This window comes from Pseudomonas sp. MYb60 (genome assembly GCF_002979555.1).
Taxonomy (GTDB): Bacteria; Pseudomonadota; Gammaproteobacteria; order Pseudomonadales; family Pseudomonadaceae; genus Aquipseudomonas.
In genome coordinates this window covers 1-12,938 of the sequence record NZ_PCOZ01000036.1, presented here as the reverse complement: position 1 = coordinate 12,938, position 12,938 = coordinate 1, and the positions used below count along the sequence as shown (strand labels likewise).

Genomic DNA, 12,938 nt, shown 5'->3' with positions numbered 1-12,938 from the left:
TCGCTGGTTGCTCATGGCACCTCCTAATGGGCCTCATTTTAAGGCTTGGAGGTGTCTACGAAACTAGGGGCGATTCAGCTCGCCCTCTGTTGCTACTAAGATGACCTTTTGATGTAGCACCCTGAAAAACCTCGTCGCCCATCGATGAACCATCCAGGCCGGAATATATTTATCTCTGACCACCTGCAAAGAGTTACCCAGCATGTCCGCTACGGCCTGGAGACTACCAGTACGCAAAAACTCCAAAATCCCTTGTGTGCATCGGATCGTTTAGAGATTGACCATGCTTGGAGTTACGCCTACTTTGTCTAGTTCATCTTTATATAAATCGTGCAGAGAGAGTCCGGCATTTGTAGTCAAGGTTTTTGCAAAGTTAGGACTGGAGCCAATTTGGTTTCTGCTCGAGACAAGGAACAGCTTCCTCCACCCGCTCTTACCCTCCGATAAAAGGCGTCGTCTTGGCATATTTGTACACCGAATCACATCCATAACGATCCGAGTGCTCAATGGGGGAAGTACAGAGACCTTGCGTGACTGCGCGCGAGGTTTGCTAACGCTGACTGTTATTCGCTTGTTGTCACTATTGCCGCGTAGATAGAATTTTCCGTCTCGTCGGTATAACCTTATGTTGGTCAGTGATGATGGATTGAACGAAGGATTTTCTGATGCAATGATCGCACTTGCAACTGCGCAGTCTCTGGGTGACAAGTAGCCGAGTAGTCGGTTGAAAGTTTCGTTAACTGTATTGTTATCGATACAGTCGTCGCCGGCAGCCTCCCACAGTCGTGCCCTAAGTTTTGGCTTGCTATGGGAGTTGTAGATTACGGGCCTGAAGAAAGGTAGTTCTTGCAGGTCGTCGAATGTCATCGATTTAAGCTCGTCAGTCTGTTCGGCGTAATATCGAGCGACGGCTAGAAACCAGTTAATACCTGTAGGCGAATCTGGATGCGCAAGATGAATCCCATCTCTGCTGAATTGTCCGCTCTCAAGCACCGCCTCGATTTCGTCATTCGAGATGTTCTTACATAGCTCATCACCTCGGGCGTGGCATCTTAGCATTCGATTCCAGTAGTCTACCGAGCATTCGACAATGGCATCGGCCCTTGTCTCGAGAGTGTTCTTAAGATTAAGTAGGTACACGTCATCTTCAAAACTCAAGCCTTCTTCCACAAGATATTTTTTGGGAAGCAGAAATCGTGGCCCTTTGGGAATAGGCGTGTGCACAGTCCCGTAACCAGCCGGTTGAGACATATTCTCCGGGTGACTGACGGAGTTCGCTTTTGCATCTGGGATGAATGTGTCTTCCGGTATAAATCCATCCCGCCTCAGTTTTTTGTAAACAAACGCCACCGCGTTCCAATGGTCATATCGGGTTTTGGGCTTATGATCTTTGTTGTAGAGGTGATGGGAGTAGTGTGTAAGTATGAAGTTGCTCCAGTCATCTTCCGCAGGTGGGAACTTCAACCGGAGCTTGGCAACGTGGTTGAAAATATATCTACTTGCCCGGAAGCGTCCTGAATAGCTAGTAGTCTCTCCAGTGATGCATAATACCCTAACCGCATCGGCTACTTTATAGAGCACTTCTTTGTCGACCCACGATGGAGTGTGGATGGTAGAAATCCTGTAGCCGCGAATACATTCATCATCATCCCGCTTGAATATGATGCGATCATCCTGCACTTGGTAGGTAAGCATAATGAGATCCTACGTTGAAAGCGGCATAGCGTAGTGATTTGGTTGCTCTGGTCAAGAACTTTCGTGCGTGCTTCTAAAGTTTTAAACAGTGTATTAAAAGCATACTCTTACATGTATTTCGGGGCGGGATTTTGCATTAACCTCACGTCGCAGTGAAAGGTTGGCCGACAATTGATATGTTGTTTGGTATATCTGTTGGTCTGTTTTTCGCTGATAAGGAATTGCCGGCGCTGGACGCTGATCAGCGAATACGCCGGGTGGCAGGATTAGGCTGGACAAGAGGGTTCGTCGATATCGGCATACATAAGCGTGGGTGAGTGCAAGGAAGGCGGTTGCTCCTTCTCAGTGTACTTAGTTCCTAGGGAGTATTTCACTGAGCGATTGCTTGGTCATCCTCAACCAGGTGGTCTCTAATAGCTCTTTGCCGGGATTGCTGGCGGGGCATTAATTAAAGCAATATTGACTTAGCGTTTGAACCAATTATCGATTTATCTCGTCGCCGTGTTCTACGGAATACAAGCACTACCTCCGCATATATTTATTCCGGTTGGTGTTCGGCCCCTAGCTTGTGGTATCGAGTCTAATGTTAGGCTCCGAATCGGCTTGAATCACGTCCAGCGCAACCGTGATTTTTTTCAGGTGTGACTGGACATCCCGCGCCTCGCCGCAGACAACACTGCGATATGCGCCTGCTGTCCACCCTTGAGATTGGTGATTTGTGGGGGGAGGCAAAGGCGATGGACGGTGCGCTAGGGCTTCCCACCCGTCAATCCGAGATGATGGGCAACCTGGCCACGATGAACTCATATCGATCATTGTGAGATCTCTCTTCCGTTCTCAGCCTATGGGAGGTGGTGGAGTGTCGATGAATTCAGCGTTTTTTCCGTCTGGGGTATCCGAAGCACATGGAAATGGGTGTCAAGTTTTAGGTGTCAAAATCGTTTTCTAAGTTGTTGATTCGTATAGGGTTACACCTTCTAGATGAATTCATGTGTCTAGAAAAGGATTTTGCTCGATATCAATGGCATCCTCGGCCTGGCCGCGCTGATGGGCGGTATCAAGCACGGCGAACAGTCCTACAACGATGATTCGGCACGCACCTACAGCGTAATGATCCTCACCGCCATGGGCGTGTCGATGGTAGTGCCGGAGTTCATCCCTGAAGCAGACTGGAAAATCTACTCGGCCTTCACTATCGGCGCGATGGTGGTGTTGTACACCCTGTTCCTGCGCATGCAGGTGGGGCCCCACAGTTATTTCTTCAGTTACAACTACCCGGAGAAACGCCGCAAGAAGCAGCCAGAGGAACAGGCAGCGCCGCCGGTCAACCTGGCGTTTTCCATCGGCACCCTGGTGTTTGGTGTGATCGTGATCGGCGCATTGGCCGAGGTGATGTCCAAGACCCTGGACCTGGGCCTGGAAGGCACGGGCGCACCGCCGGTGATCACGGCGATTGTGGTGGCGGCCATTTCGGCGGCACCGGAAATTCTGACCGCACTGCGCGCAGCCTTGGCCAACCGCATGCAGTCGGTGGTGAACATCGCGTTGGGCGCGTCGTTGTCGACGGTGATTTTGACCGTGCCCGTGATGGAGGCGATGGCGCTCTATACCGGGCAGCCGTTCCAGATGGCGATGACGCCGGTGCAGACGGTGATGGTGTTTATTACGCTGATTGTCAGCGCGATCAACCTCAACGATGGCGAAACCAATGCCATTGAGGGGATGACGCATTTTGTGTTGTTCGCGACGTTTATCATGTTGTCGTTACTCGGTCTGTGACCCAATTTTTGACCTCAATGGGGCACAGTGTGAGAGGGGCTGCCCCCTCCCACATTTGGAACTGTGCTTGGCTTAGGTGCCGGCGATTAGCTGGCGGGCCGCCTGGGTGTGATCGGCGATCAAGCCTTTCAAGTCCAGGCCTTCCACCTGACCATCGATCACCCTCCATTTACCCGCCACCATCACCCGGTCCGCCCGGTCGGCGCCGCACAACAGCAGCGCCGAAATCGGATCATGGCTGCCGGAAAAGCGCAGTTCATCCAGCTTGAACAACGCCAGGTCGGCCTGCTTTCCTACGGCCAGTTCGCCGATGTCCGTGCGCCCGAGCAACTGCGCCGAACCTTTGGTCGCCCAGCCCAGCACGCCTTCGGGGGTGATCTTTTCGGCGCCGTAGCGCAGGCGCTGGATGTACAGGGCCTGGCGCGCTTCGAGGATCATGTTCGACGCATCATTCGAGGCGGAGCCGTCCACTCCCAGGCCGATGGGCGCGCCGGCGGCGAGCAGGTCCAGGGTCGGGCAGATGCCGGAGGCCAGGCGCATGTTCGAGCTTGGGCAATGGCAGATACCGGTGCCGGCAGCGCCCAGGCGCGCGACTTCATCCGGGTTGAAGTGAATGCCATGTGCCAGCCAGGTACGCGGGCCAAGCCAGCCGACACTGTCGAGGTAATCGACGGTGCGCAGGCCGAAGCGCTGCAGGCAGAAGTCTTCCTCGTCGAGGGTTTCCGCCAGGTGCGTGTGCAGGCGTACGTCGAGGCTGTTCGCCAGTTCGGCGCTGGCGCGCATGATTTCTGGCGTGACGGAGAACGGCGAGCACGGTGCCAGGGCAATCTGGATGTGCGCACCGTCGCCGCGCTGATGGTATTCGTGAATCAGGCGCTGGCTGTCGTCGAGGATGACTTGGCCCTCTTGCACGGTCTGCTGTGGAGGCAGGCCGCCATCGGCTTCGCCCAGGCTCATGGAACCACGGGTGAGCATGGCGCGCATGCCCAGTTCGCGCACGCTTTGCACTTGCACGTCGATGGCATTTTCAAGCCCGTCGGGGAACAGGTAGTGGTGATCTGCCGCGGTGGTGCAGCCTGAGAGCAGCAACTCGGCCAGCGCGACTTTGGTCGCCAGCGCCAGTTTTTCCGGGGTGAGGCGGGCCCAGACCGGGTACAGGGTTTTCAACCAGGGAAACAAGGGCTGGTTGACCACCGGCGCCCAGGCGCGGGTCAGGGTCTGGTAGAAGTGGTGGTGGGTGTTGATCAGGCCCGGGAGCACCACATGTTCGTGCGCATCGAAGACTTGCGCGCACGGCTGGGCGGGTGATTGTCCCTGTGCGAGCACTTCGGTGATCACACCGTCTTGCAGCACCAGGCCGCCACGGGCGTCGAGGCCGTTGGCAGTGAATATCGCGAGGGGGTTTTTTAACCAGATACGGGTCGCAGGCATTGGCCGGCTCCTCTGAATGATGGGTTCAGGTTTGCCAGCTCAGTGTTGCCCTGTCTGCTGATCCAGGGTCGCCGGTGAAGGCGAGGGGCTAGATTACGTGTAGTTCTGTGTCTCGTCTATCTGTGGGAAAGTGGCTTGGTAAATGTGGGAGGGGCAAGCCCCCTCCCACACTTTGATCTGCGGCGTTTACCAGGCGATGGTGTCGCCTTTGTAGTCGATGAAGTGGTGGCCGCCTTTGTTGGTGTAAGCATTCACTTGGTCTACCAGGCCGCGCACGCTGGTGTCGACATCGATGTGGGCGTTTTCACCGCCCATGTCGGTCTTCACCCAGCCCGGATGCAGCGACAACACGGTCAACGTCTGGTCGCCCAACTGGGTGATGAAGCTGTTGGTCATGGAGTTGAGCGCAGCCTTGCTGGCTTTGTACAGCGCCAGGTCCGAGCCGTCGGGGATGGTCACGCTGCCCAGCACCGAACTCATGAACGCCAGCACGCCGCTGTCCTTGCGGATCTGCCCGGCAAACCGCTGGGCCAAGTTGATCGGCGCGACGGCGTTGGTGAAGAACAGTTGGCCGACTTCCGCCAGGGTGGCGTGGCCGGGTTCCTGATTGGCCGGGCCCTTGACGCCGGCGTTGACGAACAGCAGGTCGAAGGTGCGCTCTTTGAGGCGCTGGCTCAGGGCGATCACGGCTTGCTGGTCGTCCATGTCGAGCTTCTCGATCTGCACCGGGCCGACGGCTTTGAGGGCATCGGCCTTGTTCGGATCACGCACGGTGGCGGTCACGTCCCAGCCGTCTTCCAGCAATTGCTTGACCAGGCCGAGGCCCAGGCCACGCGAGGCGCCGATGATCAGTGCGGTTTTTGGCGTAGGCATGCAGGGTTCCTTTAAACGTCGCGGTTCAGGGAGGTGAACAGTAGCAGTTTCAGCGTTGAAGCAGGATACGGCCACGGCTGAGGTCTGCAAGTTGGGTTTGTAGGGTTTCTATCTGCGCCTCGCCCAGTGCGAGTTGCAACTCGACACCATTGGCCGTGAAGGTTTCCTCCACTACCAACCCGCCCAACTCGGCCACCCGCAGCTTTACCAGGTTCAATTCGGCAAATCCGCAGGCGCAGCTCAGGGGCACGCGGCTGATCAGTTCGATGCGCTCGGCCGTTTGCAGGCACTTGTTCGCGCCGCCGCCGTACGCACGGGCCAGGCCGCCGGTGCCGAGTTGAATACCGCCGTACCAGCGAATCACCAGCACCGCGACCTGATCGAACCCTTGCGCCTCGATGGCGGCGAGTATCGGCCGCCCCGCAGTGCCGCCGGGTTCGCCGTCGTCATTGCTGCGGTATTGATCGGCCAGCTTCCAGGCCCAGCAGTTGTGCGTGGCATTCAAGTCGCTGTGCTGCTCGAAGAACGCCTGGGCGTCTTGCGGGCTGGTGATCGGGGCGGCGAGGGTGATAAAGCGGCTTTTGCGGATTTCTTCACGAAACTCGCAAAGGCCGGTGAGGGTGAAAGGCATAAGTCGCTTCGTTTATTGGGCGGGCTTGATGCCGCAACCTTTGAGAATGATGTGGATCAGATTGGTGCCGGCGTCTTCCATGTCCTGCTTGGTCAGTTTGGTGCGGCCGGTGACGCGGCAGATCTGTGTGGCGAAGTCGGCGTAGTGCTGGGTGCTGCCCCACAGCAGGAAGATCAGGTGCACCGGGTCGATGGGGTCCATCTTGCCCGCGTCGATCCAGGCCTGGAATACCGCCGCCCGGCCACTGAACCAGGCGCGGTAGTCCTGGCTGAAATATTCGGTCAGGCATTCGCCGCCGCTGATGATCTCCATGGCGAAGATCCGCGAGGCCTGGGGTTGGCGCCGCGAAAACTCCATCTTGGTGCGGATATAGCGGGAAAGGGCTGCAGCAGGGTCGTCCTCGGCGGTCAGCGTGTTGAAGGTGCTGTCCCACAGTTCGAGGATATTGCTGAGCACCGCGATGTACAGGCCCAGCTTGTTGGTGAAGTAATAATGCAGGTTGGCCTTGGGCAGCCCGGCACTGGCTGCAATGGTGTTCATGCTGGTGCCTTTGTAGCCATGGCGCGCGAACTCGTCTTCGGCAGCCTGCAGGATGGCTTGCTCATTTTTTTGCCGAATACGGCTGGCGGGTTTCCCGACGGGGTTGCTGTGGGCAGGAACTTCGAGGCTCATGGAGGTTTCCGTGCAAATCGATAAAGACGACGTGTGCACAGATAACCCACCCTCAAGCCTCAGACAAGTCCCGATGCAATAAAACCGTCAAAGCGATTCCAGTGTGTCGCTTTCCGGCGCGTGGTTTGCGGCAGTGCCGGGAGCTTTGGCTTCCGGCAATAACAGGCACAACACGATGGCGGTCAGGCCGCCGCTGGTAATCGCCGAGTCGAACAGGTTTTGCACCAGGGTGGGCATCAGGTGCAGCAGGTTCGGTTGGGCCGCGATACCCAGGCCGACGCCGAACGAGGTGGCGATGATCAGCATGCTGCGCCGGTCCAGTGGTGCCTGGGCGAGGATGCGCACACCGGCGGCGGCCACGCTGCCGAACATCACCAGGGTGGCGCCGCCCAATACCGGTTTGGGGATTTGCTGCAGCACCGCACCAATCAATGGAAACAAACCTAGGCAAAACAGCACCACGCCGATGTACAAGCCGACGTAACGGCTGGCCACGCCGGTGAGTTGGATCACCCCGTTGTTCTGCGCGAAGGTGGTGTTGGGGAAGGCGCTGAAGGTGGCGGCGATCATGCAGCTGACCCCGTCACCCAATACGCCACCCTTGAGCCGGCTTATATAAGAAGGCCCGCTGATGGGCTGGCGGGCGATCATGCAATTGGCGGTGAGGTCGCCGACGGTCTCGATGCTGCTGATCAGATAAATCAGCGCGATAGGTAGGAAAGCGCTCCAGTCGAAATTGAAACCGAAGCGGAACGGGATCGGCAGGCTGACCAACGGCAGGTCGGGCAACGCCTGGGGCACGAGTTTGCCGCTGAACCAAGCGGCGAGGCTGCCAAGCGCCAGGCCGATGATGATGGCCGACAAACGCACCCAGGGTGTGTTGGAGCGGTTGAGCAGGATGATCGTCAGTACCACGAATACACCCAGCGCCAGGTTGATCGGTGCGCCGAAGTCGGGAGCGTTGAAACCGCCGCCCAGGTCGGTGATACCCACTTTGATCAGGCTGATGCCGATCAAGGTGATGACAATCCCGGTGACCAGAGGCGTGATCACACGACGCAGTTGGCCAATGAAGCGGCTCAGCACGATCTGCACGACGGCGCCGAAAAAGCACACGCCGAAGATCATCGCCATGATGTCTTCGGGGCTGCCACCCCGTTGCTTGACTAAAAAGCCCGCCGACAACACCGCGCCGAGAAACGCAAAGCTGGTGCCCTGCAGGCAGATCATCCCGGCGCCGATGCCAAACGGCCTGCGTGCCTGGATGAAAGTGCCTACGCCGGAAACCATCAACGCCATGCTGATCAGGTAGGGCAAATACGTGGCGAGGCCCAGGGCCGAGCCGATGATCAGTGGCGGGGTGATGATGCCGACGAACGCGGCCAGCACATGTTGCAGTGCGGCAAGAAACGCCGGGGCGGGTTTGGGGCGGTCGTCGAGGCCGTAGATCAGGTCGCTGCTGTTGGACGCTTCTGGTGGCATGGCGGGCAAACTCAAGGTCTATGTCCTTGGGTTCTTGCAAAAAGCTGTCCAACTGCTCAGCTTTTTGCTGCAGGGCCGAGTTAGCGGGTGGTCGCGAGACTGTCGAGAAAACTTTCCAGCACCAAATGGGGGCGCCGGCCCTTGCGCGTGACCGATGCGAGGCTCAAATCGTAAAAGCGTGTAGCCGGTTTCAGCGCGCGCAGTCGGCCCTGTTGTACCCACAGGCTGGCGTAATGGTCGGGCAGGTAGCCGATATAGCGCCCGGTGAGGATCAGGAATGCCATGCCTTCACGGTCTGAGGCACTGGCGGTGCAGTTGAGCGCCTGGTAGTGGGCCTGGATCTCGGCGGGCAGTCGGAAGGTGGGGGCGATGGCGTCCTGGCTGTCGATGCGGGTGTCGTCCAGTTGTTTGTCGTCAGCGTAGAACAACGGATGGCCGACTGCGCAGTAGAGCAGCGAGCGCTCGCTGTACAGCGGTTGGTATTCCAACCCCGACAGGGCGCTGGCCTGGGGCACGACGCCGACGTGCAGGCGACCATCGAGCACGCCTTGCTCCACTTCGTTAGGGGCGATCATGCGAATCTGGATCTGCACGTCCGGGCCGCGCTCCTTCAACTGCGCCAAGGCGTGGGTGATGCGCATGTGGGGCAGGGTGACGAGGTTGTCGGTAAGGCCGATGATCAATTCACCGCGCAGGTGCTGGTGCAGGCCGTTGACCTCGGTGCGGAAACTTTCCAGCGCACTTAACAGTTGCAGGGCGGACTGGTAGACCTCGCGGCCTTCTTCGGTCAAGGAGAAACCGGCGCGGCCCCGCTGGCAGAGTCTGAGGCCGAGACGTTGCTCCAGGTCGCTCATTTGCTGGCTGATGGCCGAGCGACCGATGCCGAGCACGGTCTCTGCCGCTGAGAAACCTCCGCTTTCCACCACGCTGCGGAAGATACGCAGCAGGCGTATGTCGAAGTCGCTGACTTGGGCGAGAGGATCGGGTCGTCGGCTGCTCATAGTTTAGTGAAGCCCTGACTGAAGGTTAGAAGAGTTGAATTTCACCGACTTTATCGCCGTGGCAATTTACTCGCAACAACGCTTTTCAATCCCGACGCTGCCTTTTGCCCTGCGAGGTTTTGCTGATGAACATGCCCGAAAACGCCCCTTCGTCCCTGGCCAGCCAACTCAAGTTGGACGCGCATTGGATGCCTTACACCGCCAACCGTAACTTCCAGCGTGACCCACGCCTGATCGTGGCCGCCGAAGGCAGCTGGCTGACGGACGACAAGGGCCGCAAGGTGTATGACTCACTGTCGGGCCTGTGGACCTGCGGCGCCGGGCACACGCGCAAGGAAATTCAGGAGGCGGTGGCCAAGCAATTGGGCACGTTGGACTACTCCCCAGGCTTTCAGTACGGTCATCCTTTGTCCTTCCAACTGGCAGAAAAGATTACCGACCTGACACCGGGCAACCTGAACCATGTGTTCTTCACCGATTCGGGTTCCGAATGTGCCGATACGGCGGTGAAGATGGTGCGCGCGTACTGGCGCCTGAAAGGCCAGTCCACCAAAACCAAGATGATCGGCCGCGCACGCGGTTACCACGGGGTGAATATCGCCGGCACCAGCCTGGGGGGTGTCAACGGCAACCGTAAGATGTTTGGTCAGGCGATGATGGATGTCGACCATCTGCCTCATACCCTGCTGGCAAGCAATGCTTTTTCCCGTGGCATGCCGGAGCAGGGCGGTATCGCGCTGGCCGATGAGCTGCTCAAGCTGATTGAGTTGCATGACGCGTCCAACATCGCGGCGGTATTCGTCGAGCCGATGGCGGGTTCCGCGGGCGTGCTGGTGCCACCGCAAGGCTATCTGAAGCGTTTGCGTGAGATCTGCGACCAGCACAACATCCTGCTGGTGTTCGACGAAGTGATCACCGGTTTCGGCCGTACCGGTTCGATGTTCGGCGCCGACAGCTTCGGTGTCACCCCGGACCTGATGTGCATCGCCAAGCAAGTCACCAATGGTGCGATCCCGATGGGTGCGGTCATTGCCAGCAGCGAGATCTACCAGACCTTCATGAACCAGGCGACGCCGGAGTACGCGGTGGAATTCCCCCACGGCTACACCTACTCCGCGCACCCGGTGGCGTGCGCAGCCGGCCTCGCCGCGTTGGACCTGTTGCAGAAGGAAAACCTGGTGCAGAGCGTCGCCGAAGTGGCTCCGCATTTTGAGAATGCGCTACATGGTTTGAAAGGCAGCAAGAACGTCATCGATATTCGTAACTATGGACTGGCCGGTGCGATCCAGATTGCGCCGCGAGACGGTGATGCCATCGTGCGTCCATTCGAGGCCGGCATGGCCTTGTGGAAAGCCGGTTTCTACGTGCGCTTTGGTGGCGACACCCTGCAGTTCGGGCCAACCTTCAACAGCAAGCCGCAAGACCTGGATCGCCTGTTCGATGCGGTCGGCGAAGTGCTGAACAAGATCGACTGATTTCTCCTTCTATATAGAACAATTTTTCAGGAGCCCCGCATGAGCCTTATCCAGCATTTGATCAACGGCGAGTTGGTCAACGACAGTGGCCGTAGTGCCGACGTGTACAACCCGTCGACGGGCCAGGTGATTCACCAGGTGCCATTGGCCAGCCGTGAAACCATCCAGCAGGCAATCGACGCAGCCAAGGCGGCATTCCCGGCCTGGCGCAATACACCTCCGGCCAAGCGCGCGCAGGTGATGTTTCGTTTCAAGCAGTTGCTGGAGCAGAACGAGGGGCGTATCTCGCAGTTGATCAGCGAAGAGCATGGCAAGACGCTGGAAGACGCTGCGGGTGAATTGAAGCGTGGGATCGAGAACGTTGAATACGCGTGTTCGGCGCCAGAGATTCTGAAGGGCGAATACAGCCGAAACGTAGGACCTAACATCGATGCCTGGTCGGACTTCCAGCCACTGGGTGTGGTCGCGGGGATTACGCCGTTCAACTTCCCGGCGATGGTGCCGTTGTGGATGTATCCGCTGGCGATTGTCTGCGGTAACTGTTTCATCCTGAAGCCCTCTGAGCGTGATCCAAGTTCCACGCTATTGATCGCGCAACTGTTGCAGGAAGCCGGTCTGCCAAAAGGTGTGCTGAGCGTGGTGCACGGCGACAAGGGCGCGGTGGATGCGCTGATCGAGGCGCCGGAAGTGAAAGCGCTGAGTTTTGTGGGCTCTACGCCGATTGCCGAGTACATCTATTCCGAAGCGACCAAGCGCGGCAAACGCGTGCAGGCATTGGGTGGGGCGAAGAACCACGCGGTATTGATGCCGGATGCGGACCTTGATAACGCGGTCAGCGCGTTGATGGGCGCTGCTTATGGTTCCTGCGGAGAGCGTTGCATGGCGATCTCGGTGGCTGTGTGCGTGGGTGACCAGGTGGCAGATGCGCTGATCGCCAAATTGGTGCCGCAGGTCAAGGCGCTGAAGATCGGTGCCGGTACCTCCTGCGGTCTGGACATGGGGCCGTTGGTGACGGGGCAGGCGCGGGACAAGGTCAGTGGCTATATAGAGGACGGTGTTTCTTCGGGCGCCACGTTGGTAGTGGATGGCCGTGGCCTGAGTGTGGCCGGGCATGAGCAGGGCTTCTTCCTGGGGGGTAGCCTGTTTGATCATGTGACGCCCGAGATGCGTATCTATAAAGAAGAGATCTTTGGGCCGGTACTGTGCGTGGTACGGGTGGATAGCCTGGAAGCGGCGATGCAACTGATCAATGACCATGAATACGGTAACGGGACTTGCATCTTTACCCGTGACGGTGAAGCGGCTCGCCTGTTCTGTGACGAGATTGAAGTGGGCATGGTGGGGGTCAACGTTCCGCTGCCGGTGCCGGTCGCGTACCACAGCTTTGGCGGCTGGAAGCGTTCGCTGTTTGGCGACTTGCATGCCTATGGGCCGGACGGGGTGCGCTTCTACACCCGCCGCAAGGCGATTACCCAGCGCTGGCCGCAGCGAGCCAGCCATGAGGCGTCGCAGTTTGCATTCCCTAGCCTGTAAGGTGGGATGAGTAAAAGGCCGGCCCCTTGGGGCCGGCCTTTGCGTTTCTGGGGCGTTTTTGACCCATATGACAGAAATATGAAAAAAGGCGTTGACGGCGAATTATATCTGTCTATAATTCGCCCCACTTCCGGCGCAGTCGAAACGGAAAACTCCTTGGTAAACAATGAGTTATGTAGGTTTCGGCAGCAGGTTGCTTCAGTTCATCGAAGTGATCAGGAAGTTGAAAAAGAGGTGTTGACAGCAGCGTGTAACGCTGTAGAATTCGCCTCCCGCTAACGAGTGATCGGAAGCGCAAGTGGTTGAAGTTGTTGAAGAATTCTTCGAAAACTTCTGAAAATAATCACTTGACAGCAAATGAGGCTG

At 57.9% G+C, this 12,938-nt stretch carries 9 protein-coding genes and 1 pseudogene; 3 read left to right on the top strand and 7 right to left on the bottom strand.

Going from position 1 to position 12,938, the window contains the following annotated elements; translation table 11 throughout:
• Positions 1–270 precede the first annotated feature (270 nt).
• Entirely contained in the window at positions 271–1,695 is a 1,425-nt protein-coding gene (locus CQ041_RS25925; protein WP_105525229.1) for a hypothetical protein, read from the bottom strand.
• A gap of 1,005 nt (positions 1,696–2,700) precedes the next feature.
• Here CQ041_RS25925 and CQ041_RS25920 point away from each other — a divergent pair.
• Positions 2,701–3,474, top strand: a pseudogene (locus CQ041_RS25920) (calcium:proton antiporter); the annotation flags it as partial.
• A gap of 72 nt (positions 3,475–3,546) precedes the next feature.
• Here CQ041_RS25920 and CQ041_RS25915 read toward each other — a convergent pair.
• The 6 genes from CQ041_RS25915 to CQ041_RS25890 form a co-directional block, all read right to left on the bottom strand.
• Positions 3,547–4,905: an 8-oxoguanine deaminase gene (locus tag CQ041_RS25915; protein WP_105525228.1), complete on the bottom strand. Its 1,359-nt coding sequence runs from the start codon at positions 4,903–4,905 to the stop codon at positions 3,547–3,549.
• 186 nt (positions 4,906–5,091) lie between these two features.
• Complete coding sequence (locus CQ041_RS25910) at positions 5,092–5,778, bottom strand: SDR family oxidoreductase (RefSeq protein ID WP_105525227.1); 687 nt, start codon at positions 5,776–5,778, stop codon at positions 5,092–5,094.
• Positions 5,779–5,827: 49 nt separating this feature from the next.
• Positions 5,828–6,409 carry a YigZ family protein gene (locus CQ041_RS25905; protein ID WP_105525226.1) on the bottom strand — a complete coding sequence of 194 codons (582 nt, stop codon included), beginning with the start codon at positions 6,407–6,409 and terminating at the stop codon, positions 5,828–5,830.
• A 12-nt stretch (positions 6,410–6,421) separates the two neighbouring features.
• On the bottom strand, positions 6,422–7,081 hold the full coding sequence (locus tag CQ041_RS25900) for a TetR/AcrR family transcriptional regulator (RefSeq protein ID WP_105525225.1): 660 nt from the start codon (positions 7,079–7,081) through the stop codon (positions 6,422–6,424).
• Between the two features lie 87 nt (positions 7,082–7,168).
• Positions 7,169–8,563 (bottom strand): uracil-xanthine permease family protein, encoded by a 1,395-nt coding sequence (locus CQ041_RS25895; protein ID WP_105525224.1) that lies wholly within the window; start codon positions 8,561–8,563, stop codon positions 7,169–7,171.
• 80 nt (positions 8,564–8,643) lie between these two features.
• Positions 8,644–9,564, bottom strand: a complete 921-nt coding sequence (locus tag CQ041_RS25890) for a LysR family transcriptional regulator (RefSeq protein WP_105525223.1) — start codon at positions 9,562–9,564, stop codon at positions 8,644–8,646.
• A 125-nt stretch (positions 9,565–9,689) separates the two neighbouring features.
• Here CQ041_RS25890 and CQ041_RS25885 point away from each other — a divergent pair, with 125 nt between their 5' ends.
• Together CQ041_RS25885 and CQ041_RS25880 are read left to right on the top strand one after the other, a co-directional pair.
• Positions 9,690–11,039, top strand: a complete 1,350-nt coding sequence (locus tag CQ041_RS25885) for an aspartate aminotransferase family protein (RefSeq protein WP_105525222.1) — start codon at positions 9,690–9,692, stop codon at positions 11,037–11,039.
• 39 nt (positions 11,040–11,078) lie between these two features.
• Positions 11,079–12,572, top strand: coding sequence for a CoA-acylating methylmalonate-semialdehyde dehydrogenase (locus CQ041_RS25880; RefSeq protein WP_105525221.1), 1,494 nt, complete (start codon positions 11,079–11,081; stop codon positions 12,570–12,572).
• Positions 12,573–12,938: the final 366 nt, after the last annotated feature.

Coding starts and splice junctions, on each gene's coding strand:
- CQ041_RS25925 (WP_105525229.1), bottom strand. CDS start 1,695: ATGCTTACCTACCAAGTGCAGGATGATCGCATCATATTCAAGCGGGAT.
- CQ041_RS25915 (WP_105525228.1), bottom strand. CDS start 4,905: ATGCCTGCGACCCGTATCTGGTTAAAAAACCCCCTCGCGATATTCACT.
- CQ041_RS25910 (WP_105525227.1), bottom strand. CDS start 5,778: ATGCCTACGCCAAAAACCGCACTGATCATCGGCGCCTCGCGTGGCCTG.
- CQ041_RS25905 (WP_105525226.1), bottom strand. CDS start 6,409: ATGCCTTTCACCCTCACCGGCCTTTGCGAGTTTCGTGAAGAAATCCGC.
- CQ041_RS25900 (WP_105525225.1), bottom strand. CDS start 7,081: ATGAGCCTCGAAGTTCCTGCCCACAGCAACCCCGTCGGGAAACCCGCC.
- CQ041_RS25895 (WP_105525224.1), bottom strand. CDS start 8,563: ATGCCACCAGAAGCGTCCAACAGCAGCGACCTGATCTACGGCCTCGAC.
- CQ041_RS25890 (WP_105525223.1), bottom strand. CDS start 9,564: ATGAGCAGCCGACGACCCGATCCTCTCGCCCAAGTCAGCGACTTCGAC.
- CQ041_RS25885 (WP_105525222.1), top strand. CDS start 9,690: ATGAACATGCCCGAAAACGCCCCTTCGTCCCTGGCCAGCCAACTCAAG.
- CQ041_RS25880 (WP_105525221.1), top strand. CDS start 11,079: ATGAGCCTTATCCAGCATTTGATCAACGGCGAGTTGGTCAACGACAGT.